General features: G+C 50.0%; 23 protein-coding genes, 3 tRNA genes and 1 pseudogene. 9 read left to right on the forward strand and 18 right to left on the reverse strand.

What is annotated here, in order from left to right; genetic code table 11:
- Positions 1-20: 20 nt before the first annotated feature.
- A complete protein-coding gene (locus SCIP_RS07555) occupies positions 21-1,334 on the forward strand; it encodes a mechanosensitive ion channel family protein (RefSeq protein ID WP_006293642.1) in 1,314 nt (437 codons plus the stop codon).
- A gap of 27 nt (positions 1,335-1,361) precedes the next feature.
- Here SCIP_RS07555 and SCIP_RS05855 read toward each other — a convergent pair whose 3' ends face one another.
- The 4 genes from SCIP_RS05855 to murA form a co-directional block, all read right to left on the reverse strand.
- Positions 1,362-2,531, reverse strand: coding sequence for a D-alanine--D-alanine ligase family protein (locus SCIP_RS05855; RefSeq protein WP_048349277.1), 1,170 nt, complete (start codon positions 2,529-2,531; stop codon positions 1,362-1,364).
- A 67-nt stretch (positions 2,532-2,598) separates the two neighbouring features.
- On the reverse strand, positions 2,599-3,597 hold the full coding sequence (locus tag SCIP_RS05860) for an NAD(P)H-dependent glycerol-3-phosphate dehydrogenase (protein WP_006293639.1): 999 nt from the start codon (positions 3,595-3,597) through the stop codon (positions 2,599-2,601).
- Between the two features lie 163 nt (positions 3,598-3,760).
- On the reverse strand, positions 3,761-4,687 hold the full coding sequence (locus SCIP_RS05865; RefSeq protein ID WP_006293638.1) for a lysophospholipid acyltransferase family protein: 927 nt from the start codon (positions 4,685-4,687) through the stop codon (positions 3,761-3,763).
- A gap of 43 nt (positions 4,688-4,730) precedes the next feature.
- Positions 4,731-6,062: a UDP-N-acetylglucosamine 1-carboxyvinyltransferase gene (murA, locus tag SCIP_RS05870; RefSeq protein ID WP_006293637.1), complete on the reverse strand. Its 1,332-nt coding sequence runs from the start codon at positions 6,060-6,062 to the stop codon at positions 4,731-4,733.
- A 759-nt stretch (positions 6,063-6,821) separates the two neighbouring features.
- On the opposite strand from murA, the gene SCIP_RS08340 reads away from it, so the two are divergent.
- Complete coding sequence (locus SCIP_RS08340; protein ID WP_407695025.1) at positions 6,822-7,631, forward strand: IclR family transcriptional regulator; 810 nt, start codon at positions 6,822-6,824, stop codon at positions 7,629-7,631.
- Positions 7,632-7,667: 36 nt separating this feature from the next.
- Here the strand turns inward: SCIP_RS08340 and SCIP_RS05880 are convergent, their stop codons facing one another.
- The 4 genes from SCIP_RS05880 to gltX all read right to left on the reverse strand — a co-directional run bounded on the left by SCIP_RS05880 (position 7,668) and on the right by gltX (position 10,845).
- Positions 7,668-8,990, reverse strand: coding sequence for a metallophosphoesterase family protein (locus SCIP_RS05880; RefSeq protein WP_081442846.1), 1,323 nt, complete (start codon positions 8,988-8,990; stop codon positions 7,668-7,670).
- Between the two features lie 69 nt (positions 8,991-9,059).
- Positions 9,060-9,134 (reverse strand) — tRNA-Gln (locus tag SCIP_RS05885).
- 44 nt (positions 9,135-9,178) lie between these two features.
- Positions 9,179-9,251, reverse strand: a tRNA-Glu gene (locus SCIP_RS05890).
- A 49-nt stretch (positions 9,252-9,300) separates the two neighbouring features.
- Positions 9,301-10,845 carry a glutamate--tRNA ligase gene (gltX, locus tag SCIP_RS05895; RefSeq protein WP_006293633.1) on the reverse strand — a complete coding sequence of 515 codons (1,545 nt, stop codon included), beginning with the start codon at positions 10,843-10,845 and terminating at the stop codon, positions 9,301-9,303.
- 165 nt (positions 10,846-11,010) lie between these two features.
- Between gltX and SCIP_RS05900 the strand changes: the two genes are divergently transcribed.
- Genes SCIP_RS05900 through SCIP_RS05910 form a run of 3 tightly spaced genes read left to right on the forward strand, consistent with a single transcriptional unit; the run spans position 11,011 to position 13,783 of the window.
- Positions 11,011-12,045 carry a DUF805 domain-containing protein gene (locus SCIP_RS05900; protein WP_006293632.1) on the forward strand — a complete coding sequence of 345 codons (1,035 nt, stop codon included), beginning with the start codon at positions 11,011-11,013 and terminating at the stop codon, positions 12,043-12,045.
- Positions 12,046-12,074: 29 nt separating this feature from the next.
- Complete coding sequence (locus SCIP_RS07560) at positions 12,075-12,974, forward strand: DUF805 domain-containing protein (RefSeq protein WP_006293631.1); 900 nt, start codon at positions 12,075-12,077, stop codon at positions 12,972-12,974.
- Complete coding sequence (locus SCIP_RS05910) at positions 12,971-13,783, forward strand: ABC transporter permease (RefSeq protein ID WP_040591298.1); 813 nt, start codon at positions 12,971-12,973, stop codon at positions 13,781-13,783. Before SCIP_RS07560 ends, SCIP_RS05910 begins: the two co-directional genes overlap by 4 nt.
- Positions 13,784-13,903: 120 nt before the next feature.
- Here SCIP_RS05910 and SCIP_RS05915 read toward each other — a convergent pair whose 3' ends face one another.
- The 4 genes from SCIP_RS05915 to SCIP_RS05930 form a co-directional block, all read right to left on the reverse strand.
- The gene (locus SCIP_RS05915; protein ID WP_006293629.1) at positions 13,904-14,857 is read right to left on the reverse strand and encodes a hypothetical protein; all 954 of its coding nucleotides are present in this window, start codon (positions 14,855-14,857) and stop codon (positions 13,904-13,906) included.
- 120 nt (positions 14,858-14,977) lie between these two features.
- Positions 14,978-15,631 carry a histidine phosphatase family protein gene (locus tag SCIP_RS05920; protein WP_006293628.1) on the reverse strand — a complete coding sequence of 218 codons (654 nt, stop codon included), beginning with the start codon at positions 15,629-15,631 and terminating at the stop codon, positions 14,978-14,980.
- Positions 15,632-15,696: 65 nt separating this feature from the next.
- Complete coding sequence (locus tag SCIP_RS05925) at positions 15,697-16,047, reverse strand: tautomerase family protein (protein ID WP_006293627.1); 351 nt, start codon at positions 16,045-16,047, stop codon at positions 15,697-15,699.
- A 111-nt stretch (positions 16,048-16,158) separates the two neighbouring features.
- Positions 16,159-16,698 (reverse strand): GtrA family protein, encoded by a 540-nt coding sequence (locus SCIP_RS05930; RefSeq protein ID WP_171821038.1) that lies wholly within the window; start codon positions 16,696-16,698, stop codon positions 16,159-16,161.
- 318 nt (positions 16,699-17,016) lie between these two features.
- Between SCIP_RS05930 and SCIP_RS05935 the strand changes: the two genes are divergently transcribed.
- Positions 17,017-18,141, forward strand: coding sequence for an IS256-like element ISSin1 family transposase (locus SCIP_RS05935; RefSeq protein WP_040591296.1), 1,125 nt, complete (start codon positions 17,017-17,019; stop codon positions 18,139-18,141).
- 114 nt (positions 18,142-18,255) lie between these two features.
- On the opposite strand, the gene SCIP_RS05940 is transcribed toward SCIP_RS05935, so the two are convergent.
- Positions 18,256-18,326 (reverse strand) — tRNA-Lys (locus tag SCIP_RS05940).
- Between the two features lie 253 nt (positions 18,327-18,579).
- Here SCIP_RS05940 and SCIP_RS05945 point away from each other — a divergent pair.
- The 3 genes from SCIP_RS05945 to SCIP_RS05955 are packed head-to-tail and all read left to right on the forward strand — an operon-like array spanning position 18,580 to position 21,012.
- Positions 18,580-19,524: an ABC transporter ATP-binding protein gene (locus tag SCIP_RS05945; protein WP_006293624.1), complete on the forward strand. Its 945-nt coding sequence runs from the start codon at positions 18,580-18,582 to the stop codon at positions 19,522-19,524.
- Entirely contained in the window at positions 19,524-20,297 is a 774-nt protein-coding gene (locus SCIP_RS05950; RefSeq protein WP_006293623.1) for an ABC transporter permease, read from the forward strand. Before SCIP_RS05945 ends, SCIP_RS05950 begins: the two co-directional genes overlap by 1 nt.
- A gap of 10 nt (positions 20,298-20,307) precedes the next feature.
- Positions 20,308-21,012: a TetR/AcrR family transcriptional regulator gene (locus SCIP_RS05955; protein ID WP_006293622.1), complete on the forward strand. Its 705-nt coding sequence runs from the start codon at positions 20,308-20,310 to the stop codon at positions 21,010-21,012.
- 18 nt (positions 21,013-21,030) lie between these two features.
- On the opposite strand, the gene SCIP_RS05960 is transcribed toward SCIP_RS05955, so the two are convergent.
- The 5 genes and pseudogenes from SCIP_RS05960 to rpsR form a co-directional block, all read right to left on the reverse strand.
- Complete coding sequence (locus SCIP_RS05960; RefSeq protein ID WP_006293621.1) at positions 21,031-22,356, reverse strand: FAD-containing oxidoreductase; 1,326 nt, start codon at positions 22,354-22,356, stop codon at positions 21,031-21,033.
- 372 nt (positions 22,357-22,728) lie between these two features.
- Positions 22,729-23,670: pseudogene (locus tag SCIP_RS05965) on the reverse strand (glycosyltransferase family 2 protein).
- 23 nt (positions 23,671-23,693) lie between these two features.
- A complete protein-coding gene (locus tag SCIP_RS05970; RefSeq protein ID WP_171821039.1) occupies positions 23,694-24,323 on the reverse strand; it encodes an RICIN domain-containing protein in 630 nt (209 codons plus the stop codon).
- 159 nt (positions 24,324-24,482) lie between these two features.
- Positions 24,483-24,944: a 50S ribosomal protein L9 gene (gene rplI, locus SCIP_RS05975; RefSeq protein WP_006293618.1), complete on the reverse strand. Its 462-nt coding sequence runs from the start codon at positions 24,942-24,944 to the stop codon at positions 24,483-24,485.
- A gap of 20 nt (positions 24,945-24,964) precedes the next feature.
- A complete protein-coding gene (rpsR, locus tag SCIP_RS05980) occupies positions 24,965-25,222 on the reverse strand; it encodes a 30S ribosomal protein S18 (protein ID WP_006293617.1) in 258 nt (85 codons plus the stop codon).
- Between the last annotated feature and the right edge of the window lie 12 nt (positions 25,223-25,234).

Genomic DNA, 25,234 nt, shown 5'->3' on the forward strand with positions numbered 1-25,234 from the left:
AAATGTGCAAAAATACAGGTATGAATACAGTCGGACTTACCTTCCCTACCAAATGGAGCACTATTGAAGCCTGGTTTTCTGCCCGGTCCTCCAGAATCATCTATCTTGTCGTCACTTTTGTTGTCGCCTTTTTTCTTATAAAGTGGGTTACCCGCCTTACTCAAACAGCTTTTAACCGGACCAAACTCCCCAGCGCCACCCTGTTCATCAACATCCTCCGCATTTTCCTCTGGTTCATAGCTGTTTTAATTGTTCTTAAACCTGTTTTTGGCATTACTCCCAGTACCTTCATCGCTGCTCTGGGAGTTGGTGGTCTTGCCGTATCCCTCGGTTTGCAGGATACTATTTCAAATCTGGTCGGAGGATTCACTCTTATGATGGGAAAGGTTATTTCCCCAGGAGACACCATTAAAATCAACGATTCTGTGGGAACTGTTAAAGACATTACCTGGCGTCACACCATAATTCGCGAGCGCACAGGCAGCGAAATCTGGATCCCCAACTCGGTTCTTAACTCCACACAGTTGGAAAAACTGCCCACCACCAACGCTGCTTTCACTACCGTTCCCTTTGTTATGAGAGGCGACACCAATGTTTCTATGGCCAGCAAACGAATTCTGGAATTAGTTGGCCGTGCAACTTCTCAGTTAAGTCTGAAGAAAACTAACCCGTCAGTGCGTTTTACTGGCTTCAGTCCTTATGGGATTACTGGCGAAATAGTACTCTATGCTGCCCACGGAGTAAGTTTTGCCCAGATCGCTGATGCAGCGTCCCGGGCCATTGCCGGAGAAGATTACATAGTTCAGAATGGCAGTGAAGAGCCTCTGGCTGGGCCGGTACCAGTAGAAGATAATCAGGAAACAATAGCTTTTAAGCCTTCCAAGCAACTCAAGCAGGGCGAAATCGCGCCGCAAGCCGTGGTGCAGGAGCGGTCCAGGGAAAACTTAAAACAACCTTCCATGGTGAACCCTCCAAGAAATCAAGACAAAGATCGTGGCCAGACTTTAAGCAAAAATTCTCAGGAGGCACAGGGGAACCCCTATGTTAACAGAATCCTGAAAAAACTGGTATCAGCAACAGAATCGCGGGAAAACCGTAAAAAAAGAAGGAACCGTTCTTCAGGCGCAGTTGGTGGTAAAAATGAAAGAAAGCCATCGGATATATCAGCATCTCCAACCAATCCCGAAGTCATCCGCCAAATTGGGGTGGTAGCTAATCCAGATAAGGTGGAAGCAATTTCGACCACCCAGATGCGACGATTCAATAAACCTCGTCATTCTGGAAGCCTCCGCCGGATTGGCAGTACGCGCTCGGGAAAACAGACAAAGGATTAGCGCCGAACCCAATCAGCACAAATTCACCTAATTCAGCGCCCCGTCGATCAGCCGGGAAATAAGCTCCCTGTATGACAGTCCCATAGCTTCCCACGCCTTGGCATACATGGAAATTGGTGTAAATCCAGGCATGGTATTGATTTCGTTGACCAGCACCTGACCGTCGGCAGTAACAAAAGTATCTACCCTGCTCAATCCCTGGCCATCCACAGCCAGAAAAGCCTGACCTGCTGTCTGACGAACCTTTTCCAGAAGCTTCTGGGGCAAATGAGCTGGAACTTCCACATGAGAAGCCTGCGAGTCCATGTACTTACTATCAAAATCATAGAATGTATCATCATCCGGAGCGTCCAGCACAACCTCGCCAGGAAGGGACGTTTCAGGCAGACTTCCCGGCCGGGCAGCCAGGACAGCACATTCAATCTCGCGGCCGTCAATCCCCTGCTCAATCAGGACTCGCCAATCGTGATTAGCTGCCTCAAACACTGCGGCAGAAAGCCGATTCATCAGGAGGGACTTGTCCTGACTGAAGTCGACTTTTGTCACTCCAAAACTGGAACCTGCTCGAGAAGGCTTCACAAAAAGCGGGTACTGTAGACCAGCCCGATCCACAGCCTGAAGCAAACTTTCTCCATCTGCAACAAAGTGGCTGTCCCTATGGTAAGAACGCGTGTCGAGAGTAATGCCTGGGGCAACCTGAATACCAGCCTGAGACAAGAGAACTTTAGTATAGTGTTTGTCCATGCAAGCGGCAGAAGCAAAAACCCCGCAGCCAACATAGGGAATTCCCATCATCTCCAGCAGGCCCTGAATAGTTCCATCTTCCCCATAAGGCCCATGAAGCACGGGGAAAACGGCATCGATATGGCCCAAAGACTCGTTCTTTCCTGTCTGCCTGTTGAAGACCAGGAATCCCTCAGAGCCGGCAGAAGGATCCAAAACAACCCGCCGGGATGACGCAGTTTCTTCCACAGCAGGCAGGGCACCTGATCCCAAATTCCATTCACGAGGGTCTACCCCATCTGTAATCCAGGTACCATTCTTCGTAATCCCAATGGGCACCGGCTCAAACTTGCTGGTATCAAGTGCCCGCAGAACACTTCCGGCAGAAATACAGGAAATAGGGTGTTCATCTGCCCTTCCCCCATAAAGAATCGCAATACGCTTTCGCTTAGAATCAGACAGATTATCAGACATGATGCATCCCTTCCCAGATATATGACTATCTATCACTATGCTCATCCATCATTATGATTATTTGTGATTATTCATCAATAATGTCGTCGCCAAAGAGATCTTCCAGCATCTCTCCGCAATCAATACCTTCGTTCAGGACCCGCAGCATAGCAGAGGCCAAAGGTGTGGGGACCCCATATTTCTCGCCCAGGGCGACAACTGCTGCAGTAGTAGGAACTCCTTCGGCTACCCCATTGCTGACCTTGGTAGCCTGATCCACACTCATGCCCTTTCCCAGATTGGAGCCAAAAGTATAGTTACGGCTTAAGGGGGATCCGCAAGTAGCAACCAGGTCACCCACCCCAGCCAGACCGGCGAAAGTCTGTGCCTGAGCGCCGGCAGCAACTCCCAGCTGAGTCAGTTCAGCCAGCCCCCGGGTTTCAATCATGGCAGCTGTGTTTTCACCAAAACCTGCTCCCCGGGACATGCCAACAGCCAAAGCTACCACATTCTTCAAAGATCCACACATCTCTACCCCAATGACATCGGTAGAGGAGAAAATCTTAAAATACTTGGACGTTGCCACCGTAGCCACTTTTACAGCCGTGTCATGATCCTGGCTGGCAACTACAGCAGCAGCCGGCTGACGGAGGGCAACTTCCTTGCTGAGATTAGGACCAGACAGGCAGGCAAAACGGGAGGCAGGGAGGTGCAGGGTTTCCATCACCACCTGGTCCATCCGCTTATCTGTTGACCGCTCAATTCCCTTCATCAGGGAGACAACAATAGCCTGATCAGGAATCAGATCACGGAATTCTTCCAAAGCTTGGCGGGCAAACTGGGCTGCAATGGTTACAATAATGATTTCTGCATTTTTCACAGCCTCTCCCCGATCCAGCGTGGCATGCATGGAATCGGGCAACCGTTTTACAACGGGCAGGCGAACCGGATTCTGATGCAGAGTATTAATGGCATCCACAATCTCCGGCTCAATGGCCCACATAGTCACCTGATTTCCTGCATCAGCAAGAACCTGGCCAAAAGCTGTTCCCCAAGCACCTGCACCTAAAACTGTTACTGCTGCCATCCTCATTCCTTTATTGTTGAGGTCCTGGACTGGCTCCGGCTATGAGTCGGAGCAGCCTCGCGAATATGTTCCGCTTATAATTCTAATACAGAAGATGGGATTTATCTGAGAAAAACTTGTATCTGGCCCATAATGACACACAGCCTCTGGGCGAGTCGGTCTGTCAGTCTGGCAGAGCTTCCAGAGAGACATCAGCGGATAATTCAGGCCGGGGACGGCGCGACATAGTGCGGTAATCCCACAATCCCTCTGCTGGCGGTTCCTCCCCACGAATTTCTGCCATAATATTTTCCATCCGTTGACGAATTCTGTTTGTCAGCTCCCTGACCAATTCCCTGGGAGGTTCCTGCCCCCAGGATTGAGCATCAGTCAACAGATCCGTATAAGGAAGGGGGTTATCAAAGCACATAACCACATTCTTCCGAGGCCAGGGCCAGAAGTGATTAATGCTGGCCGCCCCCCAGGTCACAGAACAGTGGAGAGGAACCATATAACCCAGGCGGCGGGAGGCTTCCAAAGCAATATGGGCAGGACCAGATTTCAAACTCATAGGCCAGCGGCCAGGATCCCGAGTGACAGTTCCCTCCGGCCAGACTGTCAACGGCCTGCCTGAGGTCAGTATTTCTATAGATTCTTCTTCAATCGCCTGAGCTTTGCCCTTATGCCTCTCCACTGGCTGCATACCAACCAGCTGAAACCATTTGCCAATTACCGGCCAGTGAGCCATCTCTGCTTTGGCCATATAGCGGGGCCGTCTGCCCTGATGAAAAAGAGACATCATAGGAACAAAAACATCGAACTGGGTCACATGGGTAGCAGCTGTAATGAAGACTCCATCTTCTGGCACTCTTTCCAGACCCCAAACCTTGAGTTTCATTCGGTGCCTGAGCACATGGGAAACTCCGGCCAGCAGTCGGGCTGTTGCTTTGGGATTCTGGGCATTAACCTCCCGGGTATTGATCCGTCGAGGGCCGGTAGGCAGATCATAGGTAGAATCCACACAGACATGCCTGGCTGTCAGCTTTTGTACCTGCTCATTGCTTAAAGGTCTGACGTTTTTACGGGATGAAACTTTTCCAGCTGATACCATACTTCCTATTGTGCCCGTTTGGCGGGAAAATCAATTTTTGTTCTTAGTCTATCCGGGCTCCCAGGGAAGTCAGCTTACCACGGAAATCAGCATACCCGCGGTCAATCAGGGAAATTCCATGGACATTGGAAGGGCCATCTGCAGCCAAGGCAGCGATCAGGTGGGAGAAGCCTCCGCGCAGATCCGGCACATCAATATCCCTGCCGATGAGAGGTGTGGGCCCAAAAATAACAGCAGAGTGCTCAAAATTGCGCTGCTTAAAACGGCAGGGAAGAGATCCCAGGCATTCCTTGTAAAGCTGAATAGTTGCCCCCATCTGTACCAGGGGTTTGGTGAAGCCAAAACGATTCTCATAAACCGTCTCATGAACAATACTCAAGCCTTTGGCCTGAGTTAGGGCAACCACCAGGGGCTGCTGCCAGTCGGTCATGAATCCAGGGTGAACATCAGTCTCAATAGCTACGGCGTGAAGGTCCCCGCCTGGATGCCAGAAATGAATCCCCTCATCAGTAACCTCAAACTCGCCCCCGACCTTTCGGTAAACGTTGAGGAAAGTCATCATTTCGGGCTGGGTGGCTCCCTTGATGAAGACATCACCACGAGTAGCCAGGGCAGCAGAAGCCCAAGAAGCAACTTCGATCCGGTCAGTCAGGGCTGTATGAGTGTAGCCTTTGAGTTCCTTTACTCCTTCAATGCGGATGGTCCGGTCTACATCTACGGAGATGACGGCTCCCATCTTCTGCAGGATAGCAATCAAATCCATGATCTCCGGCTCAACCGCTGCCCCAGACAGTTCAGTCTTGCCATCAGCCAGGACTGCAGCCAGGATGGTCTGTTCTGTGGCGCCAACCGAGGGGTAGGGGAGATGGATCTTCGCCCCGGTTAATCCATCAGGAGCCGTGATATGAATTCCATCTTCATGCTCCTTATCTACATTAGCTCCCAGCTTTCGCAGGGTTTCCAGATGGAAATCAATAGGCCTGTCCCCAATCCGGCAGCCACCCAGGGTGGGAATAAAAGCCTCTCCCAGACGGTGAAGGAGGGGGCCGGAGAAAAGAATAGGAATGCGGGAAGCACCCGATAGGGTCTCCACATCAGACACGGCTGGCATCTCTACATGATGGGCATCGATGGTTACTATCCCCGTGCTGCCATTAACATCAACATCGACTCCATGCAGACGAAGAAGATCGGATACCACCTGAACATCGCGAATTTCCGGAACATTTTTCAGCACTGAGTTACCCGGGGCCAGGAGGGCAGCAACCATAGCCTTGCTGACCAGGTTTTTGGCTCCCCTTACTTTGATAGTACCATTCAGTGGCTTGCCACCTTCAACATGCAAAACATCGTTCTCTGGCCTTACAGCGCTCACTACTACTCCTTAAAACAGATCCATCCCGCACCAAAGCACGCTTATGGCTAATCCAACACGCACAGCAGAGCCGTATTCCATCTTAGTCTCGAGACAATCTGAGAGCGAAATGTTAAGAAAACGGCTGCACATAGTCCCTTTCATTATTCCATATAGGCTGTGCATACTTAGTGAAAGTCATCAACGAGTCTGTACTTACACTGAGAGAAGAAACACTCGGGTCCATTTCAATGTCCGGATTATGAGACACTATAAAAAGTACCATACACATATCCAGGTTTGTAGGGTGAGGTAGCGATGAGCGCAGACGAATCTTCTCAACACAGGGAGGGCCTCGATTCCCTGTCTTCAGCACACCCAGGCGAGCAGAAAATGCGAAATCTCAGGCCCAACACCACCAGCTGGACCATTCCTTCTACTTTCGTGCCCGTCTATGAACTTCATTTCGCTTCAGAAAATCGCCAGCGCGAGCAGGATGAAGCCCAAAAACACTCCCAGTCTGCGGATTCCTCAGCAAAGGACGCTCGAACAGACCAGAACCCTGAGACTACACCAGTTATCAGGACGGATACACTCGAGGATGATTATTCCTACACCAGTGACCTCCACTTTCCCCCCGGAACAGAAATAACTGCCGGAAAACGTACAGCCGCTGCCCTAAACCAGGATTCTTCCCATACCGGTCGAGAAGGATGGAGCAAGACTGGCAGCCATGGCGCTGAACGTAGTTCCCTGCAGCAATCCCGGACAGCTTTGTCAATCTTTCAGGATCCTCAGCAGGTAGCTCATTCTGAGAGCATATCAGCTGTTTCCATTGCTCCTTTGAACAAAGACAGCATAAGCCGCGAGAAAGCCCTGCACTCTAATGTTGGTGTTATAGACAAGGCAGCTATAGTTATGGCATCCCTGGAAGCCGGGCCAGCAACCCTGGTGGAACTGACAAATCGTTCCGGACTCTCCCGCCCAACAGCTCACAGAATTGCCACCGCATTGGAAATCCATCATTTTGTTGACCGGGATTCGGAGGGCAGGTTTGTTCTGGGAACCCGTTTCGCCGAGCTCGCTGTTGCTGCAGGCAATGACCATCTGCTGGCAGCGGGCATGCCTATTCTGCAGTCCCTCCACGATAGGACTGGCGAATCGGCGCAAATCTATCGCCGCCAGGGAGACCAGAGAGTCTGCATTGCCTCTGTGGAAAAAACCACCGGCCTGCGGGACAGTGTCCCTGTTGGCACTTGTCTGTCTTTAACAGCCGGAGCAGCTTCTCACATACTTCTTGCCTGGGAGCCTTCCGATACCTGGAGGGATCTTATGGTAACCGCTCATTTCAGCAGCAAAACCCTGTCCGATGTTCGCCGCAGAGACTGGGCAGAATCAGTCAATGAAAGAGAAATCGGGGTTTCCTCAGTTTCCGCCCCCATCCGCAGCGCTTCCGGCCAGGTTATCGCAGCCATTAATCTGTCTGGGCCTTCCGAACGGATGGGTGTCCATCCGGGGCATCTTTATGCCCCCATTGTTCTGAGCGCTGCCAAACATCTGAGCGATGCTATCTCCCACACTGGCCTGTGAGAAAGCCTAGTTACCAGATTACCAGTTAATGGGATTTCATCTAAACCAGGTGCGCAGCCTCTGAATCAGCCTGCCCCACAATGATTTCTTCTTGATCAGATCGTAGGACTCCTCCCCTGACCTGGGAACATAGTTAGATCCAAAGGAATATGCCTTTTTCGATGAAGGCTTACCCACAATCTCACCAAATTCCAACAGTTGAGTGCGGGGCTGGAAAGGATGACGAATATCAAACTCAAAAAGTCGGGCAGCCCTTTTGGCAGGAGCCGGACCATATGAGCCGAAGCCACAGGTAGGGGTAGCTACCAGCAGCAGATTGTCCACTTGCCCGGCAAATCCATTGCGGTGATCATGGCCTGCCGCCAGGGCAAAATAATTGCCGGACGAAGAAAGAATGTCAAACTCCCCCGAATCCTTATCCGGGCAAGAAATCCCCTCTCCTAAGTAGCTGCCGGAAACAGTAGCATCAGGATCAATTTCGTAGTAAGAACCGTCAAAGGTCCTATACCCCTGAACAGCATGAGCCCGGGTAGAAGGAACAGGTCTTAAAAGACGGTAATACTGGGGAACAGGAATGTTTTGGAAAACCATAGATTGGGCCTGAATAAAAGCAGGAAGGCTGCGCAGAAATTCGAGCGCGTCCAGAGAGGGAGATCCACAGCCGCCGGACAAAGCATACGTCCCGGAATTCAAAAGAACAATTCCCAAGACATTCTCAGAACCATCATTATTGGCCACCGGCAGGGCAAAAGTACCTGGCTCGCAGGCGTATATTTTTTGATCAGTCAGATCAGAAGACATCAATAGCTGGGGATTTTTAGGATCGCAGGCAACGGCCTTGGGGTTCAGACAACCAGGGAATTCCCTATATATGGCATCCAGAGTAGCAATATCGAGGCCACACTGAGTATCATGATTCCCATAAGTCACAGCAAAAGGTATGCATCGGTCAATCAGGGGTTTGAGAAACTGCTCGATTCCTGCCCGTACCAGTCTGGCAGTTTGATCGAGATTCTTCTGCCTGTCCCGGTCAGACAGGGACGAATCCGCCCAGTTGGCCGACCAGGGTCGTTTAAGAAAAGTAGAGGCATAAGCAGGATCATATCCAGCTACCTGATTGCCGGAAAAAACTACCAGATCAGGCCGGGCAGCATCACAAGCAGCGGAAATCAGGGCTATGGTATCTTTGCTGACCCTAGGCCCGTCCTGAATATCGGCCAGCTGAAGAAGGCGAAACTTGCCCGACTTATGAAACTGAAGCCTACCCAGCTGAGCGGAAACCGACACATGAGTTGCATCGCACAAGACCCCGTCTGCGTTACGCTGAGACAGATCCGGAGTGTGAGTCGTCATTGTCATATTGCCAGCTATCGGTAGGAGAAAACAAAAAGCCTCCACATGGAGGCCTTCTCGCTGTTTATTCTTTTATGGCTGGGGTACCTGGACTCGAACCAAGAATGGATGAACCAGAATCACCTGTGTTGCCAATTACACCATACCCCAATTGTTTGCACTACCAATTTTAGAACAAGGCCTGTACAAACCAGTACCCCCGACCGGATTTGAACCGGTGTTAATGCCGTGAGAGGGCAACGTACTAGACCGCTATACGACAGGGGCGTATTCACTTTTGCCGCTTTTTTAAGCAACAAAAAGCGAGTATACACAACTAGAGGTATTTCCGCAACTGGGCGAGTCGCGCCAAAGTTAGATCTTTGCCAATAATTTCAGCAGATTCAAACAGTGGCGGAGACACCCGTCTGCCGGACAAGGCCACGCGGACTGGACCAAAAGCCAGGCGGGGTTTATAGCCAGCGTCTTCGATGAGGACCTTGTTCAAGGTTTCATGAATTGTCTGCGCCTTCCAAGATTCGTTATCAATATTCTGCAGAGCTTCCAAGGCTTTATCCAGAACATCAGGAGCTGAATCCTTAAGCTGCTTGCGGGCGGCTGCATCAGGCTCCAGAAACTCTTCCCGGCTCAGAAGGCTAGAAACCATACCAGACACCTCGCCTAGAAGGCGAACCCGGGTTTGAACCAAAGGACCAGCCGCAGTCAGTATCCGCTTCTCCCGGTCAGTCAGCCCATCCCACGTATCGGCGCTGACTATTTTGTCCCGGAAAAGGTAGGGAACGCTGCGATTGAGGAAGTCCTGTCCGTCCAGCATCCGAATATGCTCTGCATTGATGGCAATTGCCTTATCCAGATCGAAATGAGCCGGATTGGCCTTTACATCCCGAACATCAAAATTCTCTACCAGTTCATCCATGGAGAAAACATCCCGATCTGGGGCTAGAGACCAGCCCAAGAGAGCCAGGTAGTTTAAAAGACCCTCTGGGATAAAGCCATGATCCCGGTGGAGGAAGAGGTTGGATTCCGGATCCCTCTTCGACAGCTTTTTCTTGCCCTCTCCCATCACATAGGGCATGTGTCCAAAGAGGGGCATCTGCTTGGCTATCCCCAGCTCCATCAGGTAACGATAGAGAACAATCTGTCGGGGTGTAGAACTCAGCAAATCTTCTCCCCGCAAGACCATATTAATATCCATCAAAGCATCATCAACAGGATTGGTCAGAGTATAGAGAGGATCGCCGTTGGGACGAACAACCACATAGTCAGGAACTGACCCAGCTTTGAAGGTAATTTCGCCTCGAATCAGATCAGTAAAAGTAATATCCTCATCAGGCATTTTTATGCGAAGGGCAGGCTTACGACCCTCCTGACGGAAGGCTTCCTTCTGCTCGTCTGTTAAAGTACGGTCATATCCGTCATAACCAAATTCAGCCGGTCTGCCTGCAGCCAGGTTGCGTTTCTTGGTCTCTTCTGCTGTAGAGAAGGATTCATAAGCATAACCTGCTTTGAGGAGCTTAGCGGCGACATCAGCATAAATATCCATTCTTTCTGACTGCCGATAGGGGCCATGCGGTCCTCCTACCCTGATGCCTTCATCCCACGTAATTCCCAGCCAATCCAAAGATTCAACAATCTGGTTGAAGCTGTCTTCTGTATCTCTGGCAGCATCGGTATCTTCGATGCGAAATACCAGAGTTCCCTTGGTATGCCGGGCTTCAGCCCAGTTAAAAAGAGCTGTGCGGATCATCCCCACATGAGGAATCCCGGTAGGTGAAGGGCAAAACCTCAAGCGAACATTATGCGGTAGATGAATAGGGCTGTCTTCTTTCTGCTGCCGGGCGGTCTTAGTATTTTCTTGCATTTTCCTCTGATTATCTTTCATCCGTAGCTTTTTGCCATTCGGATGCTTGGTGTTCAGTATAACAACTTAACCATTGTGCCCTTGCGTTAAGACGAATGTTGGACACTTTATATATAATGTACATGTCAATTTAATACGAAAAGTAACAGATCAGTAGAAGGTACCATGACTTATCAGCAACAGCCCGACCACTCTTCCTACACTCCAGCTATTTCACCCACAGGGCACACACAGCCTCCCCTGGGCCTGCCTTGGTATGGGATCTCGCTTCCCAAGGCATTCTCCCGATTTTTTAAAAAATACGCCACTTTCAACGGTCGGGCTTCCAGATCAGAATTCTGGTTCGCATTCCTGACTACCCGTATTCTTATCCCACTTGCCTGGCTATTTATTATCGTCACCCTTACAGCACTAGCAGGAAGCGAATCTCCCAGTGCTGTTGGCGGTTTTGGGACTTTTGTCGTCACTATTTATAACTTGATCCTTATTGTTCCTTCGCTGGCAATTGAAACCCGCCGTCTGCATGACAGTAATCATAGCGGTTGGTGGCTTCTCGGCTATTATATATGCCAGCTAATTTTAGGAGTTATCCTAGCGGGTGTTTTTTTCTCTTCCCTGGTAGACATCGCAGAATCATACAATTATTCACTCTCATATATAACCCCCTCGGATATTGCAGAGAACATATTTGAAATATTCGGCGGATCCTTCGCTTTCATAATTATCAGTCTGGGACTTAACATTGCTTTTCTTGTTTTCATGTGTCTGGGACCCAAGTTTGCCGGCCAGCGCTTTGACAAACCCGAAGATAATCCACAGTTCTTTGTGTCTCAACTACGGCGGAGCCAGGCTTCTGCCCAGAGGCAAGCCCAATCCTACGGTCAGATTTTTACTCAGGCACCTGTTTACGGCCAAAGCCAGAACCAGCAGCCGTATAACCCATATAACCAGAATTCATTCCCAAGCCAATCACCCTATTCACCTTATTATAACCAGGCTTATTCAGCTCAACAGGCACCACAGGCAGGACAAGAGGCGCCATACGGCCAAGCTCCTGCCGGGCAAACAGCCGATACCTCTGATGCGCAGCAACCCTATCAGCCTTACCAGCCCGGGCAGGCTGATCAGACCTCTGAGAATAGTCACCCTGATCAGAATCAGTCTAATCCAAATCAGCCAGATTCGGATTACACAAGCTGACAGCAGATAGAGACGAGGGACGCATCACCATGACATACCAGAACCAAACATACACGATGACTGGTTATTCAGCCCCGTACCCATCACCAGGCTACCCGGCAGCGGCTTACCCAGTCCAGGGTTCGCCTCTCCCAAACTCCAGGAATCGGGAGAACAGCCAGAAGAATGATGATATTCCTCAGGAACCACCGAAAGGCCAGGCCTGGAAATCAATCCCCTTCTTTTATGCAGCTAAACGGCTCTTTACCCAGTATGCAGTTTTTTCAGGCAGAGCTTCCCGGTCCGAGTTCTGGTATGCATATCTTTTCAATTATCTAGCAGGCCTGGCCGTCGCTCTTTTCCCCCTCTTATGTATGCAGGTCTTCGGAGCGAACACGAATGCTCAGGTAACTGTAGGGGTTATGATCAGTGGTATTTTTAGTAGTGCCTACAGTCTCGCCAGTCTAGTTCCCATGATCTCAATTTCATGCAGGCGCCTCCACGACAGCAACCATAGCAGTTGGTGGATGGCTGGTTATTGTCTGCTTAAAGTTATAGTAAGAGCGATCATTGTGGGGACTATATTTGCTTCCATCGCTGATCTTTGGAATAAGTATGGCGAATATTTTCCGAATTCACAGGAAGAATATTTCAACAATAAAACTAGGATCTCACAGTTACTCCAACAGGAAATTGTCCCTTACCTAATCCACCACGTCCTACCCATACTACTTATTGTCTGCACTCTTTCCCTTCTTCTTTCCATAGCATATTTCGTTTTTATGGCTTTGCCATCCGCACCGCCTACACCACAATCTGCGGCCAGCCAGCCTCCAGCCTCCCCGTGGGGGCCGCAGCAAGCAGCATATCCTACTGCATCGGCCCATCAAGTAGCGTATCCTGCTTACCCATCACCTAGCTATCCTTATCCACCTGCTGCCCGCCAATGAGATCGAATCTGCAGTCCCCAGGAAAATTATCAGCCACAAAAAACAAAAAGAATCATCTGGCTGCTGCCCTGCCTTCTCTTATAACTCTGCTTCTCCTTCTCTTGGTCTGGCAAATTCTGGTATCCGTCAGCCACACTTCTGCCCGGATCATCTCTTCCCCCTGGGGAATCTGGCAAGCAATGGTAGTCAACAGATCCTCTCTCCTGACTGCCGCCTATACCACTTCCTGTGAAGCCTTCATAGGATTTATACTTGCCATTGGAGCAGGAATTCTTCTTGGCGTAGGCCTGTACGTGTCCCATACATTTTATGCTTCCTTCTACCCCCTGCTGGTTGGGGCACAAACTTTACCTATTATTACCATTGCCCCTCTCTTTGTTATCTGGTTCGGCTATGGATCCCTGGGAAAAATCGTTCTGGTAGCTGTTTTCAGCCTCTTTCCCATTGCCATCCAGACCTGCCGGGGGCTGATAGCTGTTCCTCGCTACTTTAGGGACGTGGCCCTGACCTGCGGAGCAACTTCACCCTGGGAGCTCTGGCATGTACACATAAGAGTGGCAGCCAGACAGATTTTCAGCGGAATTCGGATTTCAGCCACCTACATTTTTGCTACAGCCGCTACAGCCGAATATATTGGAGCCCGGAATGGAATAGGAGTCTGGATGCAGGCCGCTTATAATTCCTTCCAAACCCCTATGGTTTTTGCTGCCACAGTTGTTATTATTATCCTGACCGGCTTGGTTATGGCCTTGGTTTCCCTAGCGGAAAGACTTATGCTCGGACCGGCAGAGGAAGACAGCATAGATTAAAGATAGCCGGCAGAGAGATCACCTACGCGCAGGCTAAAGTTCTGCGCGCAGGTGAAGTTTCTGTGTGCAGGCCGATCGGCGTGAAGCCAGATTTTGCAAATGAATGAGTTATTCTCAATGCTAAAGCTCCACATGGGGTTTATTTGGATCATCCGTGACATGCTCAAATTTCTTTGCCAAAGCTGCCTTGCTCTTCTTCTCATCTTCTTCCTTGGCCAATCGTTTAGCCTCAGCAGGATTCCAAAGCACATCCTCAGCATGCTTATTCCACTCAGCCTCAGCAGCCTGGCTCAAAGCATTCCAGGAATCCTGAGAATGCATAAAAGGAATCATCAAATATTCATACCGAACAAAAAGACGGGGCAAAGACCAGCGCTCATGAAACTCGTTCAGATAAAGAACCGACACTATTCGGGCACTATTATCAGCCGAGAAGCTGGCAACACACTGACGAATCCGGGTATAGGCATACAGACTGACGGCAAGGCGCAGGGCAAGATCAGAGGATCCGGACTTGTCTTTAGCCACAGATTCCATGAGGCGGTCACAGTCTTTAGTTAAAGCTTCAAAATCCTCCTTATTTTTCCTGATGTACAACCCTCCCATACGCTCAATTACTTTCCCAAAAACAGCCGGGTCCTTCTCCTGGCTGAAATCAGCCACGTCATCATAAACATCATTAGCCAGCATAAGGGCATCGACGATTTCCTGAGGGCGGCCAGGAATAGTCTCAGCCCCTTCATAAACATAATCCGCATCCGCGCTGGTAACATCGAAGTTCTTGACCAGAAGCCGGGCAAACTCACGAGTTTGGCGAACCCGCAGGGTTTCATTATATTTCACATCATTATCCAGCTGAATACTGTCAGTCAAAGGCCACAGATCGATCAGTTTTCTGCCGCTGTCTGCGGCGGCTTTAAGGGCAGGATCCTGGCTTAAGTCACGGATAACTTCCTGCGGGTCCTTGTTTGTCAGGTCTTTGTTTGTCAGGTCTTCAGCTGGCAAATCTGTGGCGGATTTATTATCATTATTGGTGTTATTCGCATAATTCGTTGTATTTTCATTATTATCCATTATTATTTCCTCGATTTATCTACTATCAGTTCCCTATCAGTTTCTGCATAATTTTGCTTTATAGACCGGCAACCTTACCAGATTTAATTAGACTTATCAGACTTACTTGACTTATCAGATTTATTTAACTTCAGCAGCAGGATCAACATAATTAATATTCATCAGCTTATGAGTTCCGGTCTCAAAAGTCAGAGAAGTGACTGAGGCCAATGCAGTATGGTGCAAGAGCATGTTGTGCTCAGCTCTGCCGGTTTCCAGCAAGTGACGGAAGGTCCAAATGGGAGACTCATGAGTCACTGCAATAACCTGCTGGCCCGGGTACTGGTCTACCTTCTCATAGACAAAAGCACCTACGCGACAGGCGATGGATCGGTAACTTTCACCCCAGCTGGGCTTCCATAGATTCAAGACCAGCCGCCAGTTGCCATTTCGCCAGAGAGCACCTTCCCCGTAGCCAATTCGCCTGCCCCGAAAATTATTCCCTGCCTCAATAATCCGTTGATCTGTCAGAATTTCCAGGGAATTATCCGATTCTCGCCGGTTGTTGAGCGCAGACTGAATAACCTGAGCAGTTTCCTGGGTTCTCTCCAAGGGAGATGAATACAAGGCAACGGCTTTCTTCATCTGGGGATCGGCAGCAATATATTCCGCTGTCGCTGCTGCCATGCGGCGCCCACGGCTGGACAGGTGGAAACCGGGCAGTCTTTCATACAAAAGATGTTGGGGATTATCTACTTGCCCGTGACGGACCAGATGAATAGTTGTGTAAGCCATAAAATCTGCCTAATACGACCAATCATTATAATCATTGTGTACTTGCTGCTGGCGGCTGATGTAGTCTAAAAATTCCCGCCGTTCCAACCCCAATCGGGAGTCGCCGTATACCGTATATACATACGATCTTCCTCGATTCCCAGAGTATTGTGAATCGCCTGCATTATTGCCTGCCCCAGTTTTTCCCAGGTCTGAGATGCCACCGGAGAACGGCCAAAAACATTGACTTCCACATAGGCTGCCGGCTTGTCATCATCACCAGCAAAGTAGATAGGCATATTATCCTCGAAGGGGCACATCAGCCACCCTTCCGATTTGCCAGGAAGAATGGAGATTGCCTTGCCGTAAGCGACTTTCAAAGCCTCGCGCTCCTCAGCACTTGTGTGAACACTGACATGTGTATGGATTACTGGCATATTAACTCCTTTGTATCAAACCTATCAGGCATACAGACATAATTATAATCACTCTCAGCGATGCGACTTGCCAATCAGTCTGTCTGCGAATTCTGTAGGCTGGACAGGGACTCAGAACGGCCCTCTTCCTCTGCCCTGGCCTGAGCCGCTCCTACCTTGAGGACCATGTTTGAGAGACCAGGATCCAATCCTATGGGCAACTGAATTCTCCTTGATTGGTTCCCCCTCTTTGGGAGCATCTAAGAGCCACTTGCGAATAATAAAATTCCAAACCATCACAATAACTGTTGCTACCAGCTTACTGCCAATGGCATAAATCGTATAGGTGGTGTGATTGTTCTGACCAGCAGAAGGAGTAAGAATAACCTCAGTACCCAGCCAAATGATAAGTTCGTTAATTCCCAGTCCAATAACAGATGACACCAGGAAAATTAGGAATTCCATCCATCGGGCCATATCTGGCCGATGAACAAAAACAAAACGCATACTGGCCAGATAATTAAAAATCAGTGAGATGCAGAATGACAGAGCCCCTGCCAAAACTGCGTTCCAGTGCAGATGCACCAAAAGAGTGTAGAGGCCAAAGTCGATGATAAAGGCGATGACGCCTACAATTCCAAATTTAATGATCTGCTCAAGAAGTCGTTTCACGTCTATATTCAAGCACGACCCCATGAAAGACGGCTATTATATCCCTTTGAATTACTTTAAGAAAGGCCCGGAAGGATATCTAAAACCATTTCTCACAGCTATCTTTTTTGTTGCGGCCTGTTCAGGTACGCATTCGGGCGTATAGGCATGGGTGTGTTGCTGTTTTAGTTTTTATTCCTTGTGTTTATTGGGGTTGACTGTGTTTTAAATTTCTTGTTCTTTTTTACGTATAGGCATGAGAGTGTTGCTAGAAACACGTGTACCCCTCGCGATTGCGCGGGGTGTAACCCTGTTTAAAAACCATGCATGCTAGGTGGTATGAAAACCATAGTCTGTGTTACTTGCCAGAGTACGAATATTAAAAAGAACGGGACAACCAGTAGCGGTAAACAACGCTATTACTGCAAAAACTGTAAAACGAGTTTCACACACGAGTATGATTCAACATTCAAAGATTTTGCCTTATTCCTGGACTATGTCACCCACACGCATAGCCAAAACGACTACACGATAGCAGGAAGAACTCTCAGAGAAAAAACACGCCGTTTCTGGCAGTATTGGCCGCTGCCACCCTTAGTCAATGAATCCTACGATATTGTATTCATTGACGGTATTGACATCACTCGTAAAATCGTGGTATTAATCGCGTGCACGACCACGCATATTATTGGCTGGTACGTGGCTAGAAGCGAGACCACAGCCGCATACACAGCACTCCTATCACGGATAGCAGCTCCCACGATAGCCGTTTCTGATGGAGGAAGTGGTTTTAGAAAAGCCTGTAAAAACACGTGGCCTAACACGAAAATTCAACGCTGCCTGTTCCACATATACATGACCATACGCACAGCAACAACTCTGCACCCGCGTCTACTACCCGGTAAACAACTCCTTCGTATAGGAACAAGCCTATTGAAAGTAAAAACTCTTGACCATGCACGGCAATGGGTACACATGTATGCCCTATGGTATGAGACATGGCATGACTGGCTCGATGAGAAAACTCTCATCGATACCCGCTGGCAAGACACGCACGCGTGTCTTGCCAAAGCAGCCAGGAGCATCAACACGCTCATTCAACAAAACCAGTTATTCACCAACCTGCATGACAAGTATTACTACACGTATAAGAATCACGTCATCGTAACAAATAACCAGATAGAAGGCGGTGTCAACACCCAGTTAAGAGCCCTGCTAGGCGCGCATAGAGGAATGAAACTTGACCGGCAAATCAAAACAATTTTCTGGTACTGTTACACACATTCCACAGCAACCCAAAACCCTAAAGAATACTTACCCACCATGCCCACAGACACCGACATCACGCAGCTTTACCGGCACATCAACGAATACCAACAATGGAAAGCAACCATCCCGGGATGGGGAGACGCACTAGCCTACACAGAATTCCATCACGGCACACCCTGGCACGAAACCTACTAACCAGCCAGCAACACACCCATGCCTATAAGCCAAAAACGCGGGCACTACATAATCAGGGAAAGAAAAACCCTAAAAACATTAATGTTTCCAGGGCTTCCGCATAGCTTACCGAAGTGCTCCCCAGGGATTCGAACCCTGAACCCACGACTTAAAAGGACGCTGCTCTGCCGTTGAGCTAGAGGGGCAACGGAAAAACATTATACATCGCACTTGCGATTTTTGCCACTATGGCGAGTTGGGCATGCCAATAATCATCGGCTCAGGCATTGTTGCGCTGCTATATAGTCATTATTCCTGCTGTATTTGAGTAAGCCGCAGTCCCCCCTCCCCCTAAGAAATAGAGCACGACACGCCGGCAGCATCTGTATCGGGACTATCGATGTTAACATCGTTAACTGCATAAGTTAACACTGTAAACATCGATTGGAGGCCAAACACATGGATACAGATCCATCGGACGAAGCCATAAGCCTTACAGACGCACAGAAGTCATACGGGAGCACAAAGGTCCTGCGCGGCGTGGACCTGAAAGTCCGCCCCGGACAGATACTCGGCCTGCTGGGGAAAAACGGCGCCGGCAAATCCACGCTGATCACCATTATGTGCGGGATGCTCCGCCCCAACTCGGGGCAGGTCCGCATCTGCGGCAAAGACCCTTCCCGCAGGAGTATCGGACGGTATATCGGCTACGCCCCGCAGGACATCGCCGTTTATCCCCATCTTTCTGTTGAACAGAACCTCACCAGCATAGGCCGGATACAGGGGATATCCGCCGCAAAATCAGTGCAGCGGGCCCATGAGATCATCGAGGCGCTGGGGCTGGAAAACCAGACGAAGCAAAGCGCGGGGGACCTGTCCGGCGGCCAGAAACGGCGGCTGCACACAGGTATGGCATTAATGCACCATCCCCGCGTTGCCTTCCTTGACGAGCCTACAGTAGGCGCTGATGTCGAAGCGCGCAACAGGATATTGCACATGGTCCGCTCCCTTGCAGATGAAGGTACGGCTGTCGTGTACACGTCGCATTACCTGACCGAATTTGAAAAGCTCAACGCTACTATCGCCATCCTCAATGAAGGTACGATAGCTGCTTCAGGCACTATCCCCGACCTCATCAGCAGGCATTCGGATTCTTCGATACACGTTTCCTTCGCTTCCGGCACTCTGCCTAATGTCAACGGATGGCGCGAAGAAGAAGGGCATTTGTCATTGGAAGGGCCGGCAGAGGATCCCGGGCGCGCCATCGCCAGGCTGCTCGCAGACCCTCAGGTGGACGATTCCGCAGTCAGCGACATCCGTATAGTCCGCCCTTCACTGGAAAGCGTGTATCTGAATATCGTCGGTACAGAAAAAACTGCAGACGAAGAAATAAAGGAGAAATAATGAAAATCAAACGTTTTATGGCTATAGCCAGGCTCAACCTGCTGATCCAGCTGCGCGATCCCACACCTACAATCCTAATGACTATAATACCGCTGATACTTACACCGTTCATGATACCTTCTTTCAAAACCCTGCTTATTTCAGAGGGGTATGCCTCGGCAACAGGCGCGGAACAGGTAGTCCCCGGGATGGCGGTCCTGTTCTCTTTCCTCTCTGTGCAGTTCATCGTCCAGTCATTCTTTGATGAACACACCTGGGGGACATGGCCCCGGCTCCGATCGACCGCAGCAACACCGGCAGATATCATCATGGGGAAAACGGCAGTCATTTATCTGATCCAGGCTGTACAGCTTATTGTAGTGCTGGCTGCGGGAAGCCTCCTGTATGGTTACCGCCCCAACGGGAGCATAGCAGCGCTTGTCATAGTGGCACTTGTATTCTCTGCAGTCCTTACCGCATTCGGAGTGGTGCTGTCCCTGTGGATCCGGTCCGAAAACACAGCACTAGCTCTGGCAAGCCTTGTCGGGATGCTGATGGCAGGGATCGGCGGCGCTATCGGCTCGACCTCAGGGTTCCCCGGCTGGGCCCGGCCTGTGTCAAAAATATCCCCTGCACACTGGGCGCTTGACGCAGTCCATAAGGTCAGCCTGGATTCGGCGGGAATAGGCGACGTTGGCGGACAGATCGGGATACTGCTGATATTCCTTGCCGTCCTCGTAGCTGTCTGTATAATAAGATGCATTATGGGGGTAGATACCAGGAAAATGGAATAGGAGCGTAGGCATGGGCGATACAGGGGAAAGAAAGGGCAGCGGTTTAAAACGCGGGCATCTGACGCGTGAAAGCATCCTCCGCGAGGCGCTCACCCTCGTTGATGAGAAAGGTTTTGATGCCCTTTCCCTCCGCACGCTCGGCAAGCGGCTCGGTGTTTCCCAGGCCGCTTTTTACCGCCATATCCCGGATAAAGCCGCTCTGCTGGATGGGGTTGCAGAAATCATCTGGCAGGAAGTTTTCGACCGATGCACATCCGCCTTGTCAGAGGAGAGCTTTACTGCCGGGAACACGGACTGGAAAACAGTTTTCAGCCTGTATGCCCATTGTCTCATGGATATCCTGCACAGCCATCCTAACGCAGTTATCCTTGTCCTGACACATCCGATGAGTACAGCGAACGAGTTCGCATCCGCGGCCCGGCTGCTGGTACAGATAGCCGATCTGGGGATCCCCCTGCCGAGCAACGCACTCGGAATGATCAATATGGTCACTATGTACGTGGGAGGCGTTGCTGCCGCTGAAGTCGCCCCTCCTGCGGGCGGCGCTGCAAAGGACATAGACGAAGGCATTGCCGGGATGCTCGCCGCTGCCGGCCCGCGTGAAAAGGAAACCCTTACAGATCTGCTGAGACCCATGGGTACAGCCGGATGGTCCTTCTCCCACCTGTTTGAGACCGGCCTCAATGCCCTGCTGCACGGCTGGGATACAGTGTAACTTACCTAAGCTCCTGCATCAGGCCGCAAAAAGATCGTTGAAATTCTCAGCCATCGTAGGATGGGTGAACACCTGATTGGCGAGATACTTTGCCGGTATGTTGTTGTCCATCGCCATCTTGACGAGGTTAATAAGTTCATGCGCCTGGCTGCCGAAAAGCGTTGCGCCGAGGATGCGCCCGTCTCCCCTGCTGATAATAACTTTGAATATTCCCCTGAGATCATTATTGACGTGCGCGCGCGGCATAGATGCAACAGGAAGCGTTTTTGCCCTGTAATCAAGCCCCTGTCCCTGCGCCTGCGCTTCGGTAAGGCCTATCTGTGCCAGCGGAGGAGTAATAAATGTAGCTGTGGGGATATTCTTCCGGTCAGCAAGGCTGTACGTCTGCCCGTCCTGCCCTGCCCGGCTGAGATAAGCGTTGATTATCCGGAAATCATCAAGGGATATGTACGTAAACTGCGGGCCTCCATTGACATCCCCAGCGGCAAACACCCCGGGAACAGCTGTCTGGAGGAACCTGTCAGTTTTGATCGCCCCGCTGTCAGTCAGTTCAATATCTGTAGCCTCAAGCCCGAGCCCGTCAATATTAGGACGCCGGCCGACCGCATAAAGCACAGCATCAAACGTAAAATCGCCTTTGTTGGTTGAGAGCACAGCGGCACCCCGTGAGTCTTCCACAGATGCAACAGCGGAGTCCAGTTCAAAGCGGATTCCGTCTTCCTTCATATACGAATATGCGAGATCGGCGAATTCAGGCTCAGTCCCCCTGAGGATACTGGGACCGTTAACAAACACCGTTACATCGGTCCCAAGCTTATTGAAAATGCCTGCAAACTCAAGGCCGATATGCCCTCCGCCGATGATCCCCAGCCTGCCGGGACGTGAGCTGAGGCCCTGTATCCCAGTGGAATCGTAAGCATACGCGGATCCTGCCAGTCCCGGGATATCTGGTATCACAGGGACAGCGCCAGTATCGATGACGATATCCGCAGCAGTGAGCAGCTCTGTATCTGCCCCTGCGGAGACCTCAACCACCTTGTTGGATACGAACCGCGCCCGTGCATCAATGACGTCAGCAGTACCGGATACTGCGGCATAATTCTTCTTATTGAGACGGGAAACCACAGCAGACTTCTGGGCCATCACCTCATCAAACCCCAGCCCCTTCTCGGCAGCAACAAGCATAGTTTTAGTCGGGATGCAGGCAATGTTGATGCACGTCCCGCCATACATCGCAGGGCTTTTTTCAATGAGGGCAACCTTCTTGCCGGTTGCAGCCTGTCTGGCAGCCAGTGTTTTACCTGCTTTGCCAAACCCTATGACGATGAGGTCGTATTCACGCATAGCACAAGTACCTTTCTATGGTTTTATCAGTATCTGGTTTTATCAGTAGCGGGCGAAATGCCGCAATACAGTCAACTTTCCCGGCACAGCATATATTGCAGTGTTCGCTGCCGCCGAAATTGGGACTTGCCGTTTTAAGCCACAGGGACCCTGGTAGTAAAACACGCAGATACAAAAATGGAAATTGTGGAAAATCGGGAAAATCGAGTTTGTATCTGCGTGTTTTACCACCAGAAGGCCAGGAAGTAGACCACAGCGATGCAGAAAAATATGGAGAGGGATCCTGGCCTGCACCCCTATGGGCCATTAACCCACAAAAAGATCTCCTAGATAGGAGACCTTTTATGAAATTCAACAAAAATTCTTAAACAGCTACTTTCTGCGTATATATTCCAGTACATTCATGGTAGAGATGAACTCCTTGCGCCCGTTCTTAGCAATAATGTCCAGAATGATTCCCGTAATGCCAAGAAGCAGCCCAGCCAAAATTAAGAAGAAACACCCAAAAAGTGTAGGGAACTGCAAAACCTGCCCAGTCTGCCAGAACTTGATGAAGATAGGAATCATCAGCCCAATACCCACGACTCCGAGCAAACCACCGAGCGTACTGAAAAATGGCAGCGGTTTGTACTCGCGAATCATACGGAAGATTGTTGAGAGAACTCGAATACCGTCTCCCACAGTATCCAGCTTAGAGACAGAGCCTTCCGGACGGTCACGGTACTGAATAGGCATCTCTTAGAGTTTCATATTTTTATCGAGACTGTGAATAGTCATCTCAGTCTCAAACTCAAAGCCCTTCGAGAGAATTGGATAGCTTTTCACGAAAGCGAAGGAGAAAGCACGATAACCCGTCATAATGTCCTTCACGTTCGACTGGAAAAGGAAGTTAATAGAATCCCGTACCAAAGAGTTGCCAAAATTATGGAATGGTCGTTTATTTTCCTCAAAATATGTGGAGCTTAAACGGTCTCCGATAACCATGTCATAGCCTTCGAGAATCTTCTCCACCATTTCCGGCGCAGATTCTGCCGGGTAAGTATCGTCTCCATCCACCATAATGTATGCGTCCGCGTCCACTTCGTTGAACATTGCACGAATGACGTTTCCTTTTCCTTGGCGAGGTTCATGCCGAACAACAGCGCCAAGTGAGGCAGCGATTTGAGCAGTATGGTCCGAGGAGTTATTGTCATACACATAAATCACAGCATCAGGAAGAGACTGCTGAAAATCTGCTACGACTTTGCCAATAGTAACTTCCTCGTTGTAGCACGGAATAAGAACAGCAACCTTTGGCTTCTGGATTTCACTCATAGTTGTAGTATAACCTACCTATCCTATTGCAATTTCCACTGCTGCGCGTTAGAGCCATTCGCCTTGTAAAGCACAATATTCGTAAAGTTTGCAGTAGCGTCTGCAGCCACATCAATGGCATACTGTGTATTCAACTTTGAGAAGAATGTATACGTACCGTTACTGTTCTTCACTGCAACCCATTTCTGAACATCAGATGAGTTATAGGTGTATTGCTGAATATTCTGACCATCCTGAGCAATACCAGCAGCAACGTCTAAGGCCTTGCCAGACTCTTTATTGCGAATAATGACATATCCGGCACTGTCATGAGTGATAACCCATTTTTGCGCATCGGACTTATTCCTCGCAAAGAGGCGGATATTTGCCCCGTTCGCATGCGACCCCGCCTCAAGATCCATCACAGATGACGCGAACTGCGGGCGAGCAAAAGTATACGTGCCGTCTGCCAAATTATCCTTGTGGAGCGCAACGAAAGTTGCGGACTGGATATCCCACTTCTGCCCATTGCTCTTGTTCGCGCTGTATAGCTGAACATTCGTAGAATTTGTAGTCTTATCCCCATCTACGTCAAGCGCATATGAAGTATTAACCTTGGAGTAAAAGGTGTAAGAACCATCGGAATTCTTGACGGCCACCCATTTCTGAGCCATAAAATGAACAATAGACTTCAGTGGAAAGCTGAAGATATTGAAAAAGCCGCGGAGTTCTTTAGCGTCGAACCCGCGGCATTGGTAGCGGGGCATGGATTTGAACCATGGACCTCTGGGTATTATGCCGTCCTCAAATTGATCGCTTCTGGCGGATCGTAGTTATTCAGCAACCACCTTAACAGTAAACTGAGCAGAAATTTCAGGGTGAAGCTTCACAGTCACAGGGTAGGTACCTGTAGTCTTGATAGCTTCCACAGTGATGTTCCTTGCTTCCACGGATCCAGCCTCAGCAACCTGAGCTGCCAGGGCCTTGGCCACGGACTCGGCACTGATTCCACCGAAGAGCTTGCCAGATTCAGAAACCCGGGCAGCAATTTCCACGGTGGTACCCTCAATAGCAGTCTTTGCTGCTACTGCATCTTCACGAGTCTTCAGAGCCTGAGCCCTGCGGGCACGCTGCATCTGCTCAATCTGCCTGCCTGCACGCTCAGTCCACAGCATGGCTTCGCCCTGAGGAATAAGGAAATTACGGGCATACCCAGCCTTGACTTCAACAGTGTCGCCAGGCTGACCCAGAGTAGAGACTTCCTTGCGGAGAATAACTTTTACATTCTTTGCCATTATCAGTACCTCGCCTCGTGTTATTTGGAAGAACGGCCGGTAGAGCTGTAAGGAAGGAGGGCCATCTCACGGGCGTTTTTAATCGCACGTGCGATAGTACGCTGTTCCTGGACAGTCACACCAGTGATGCGGCGGGACCGGATTTTGCCGCGGTCAGAAATGAATTTGCGCAGCAAAGCAACATCCTTATAATCAATTTCTGTAATCTTAGCCGTCTTCAGCGGATTCGGCTTCTTCTTAAAAGGCTTTACTGGAGGCTGTGGCCTTTTGCGTGACATATGCACACTTCC

The sequence above is a fragment of the Scardovia inopinata JCM 12537 genome (genome assembly GCF_001042695.1).
GTDB lineage: Bacteria > Actinomycetota > Actinomycetes > Actinomycetales > Bifidobacteriaceae > Scardovia > Scardovia inopinata.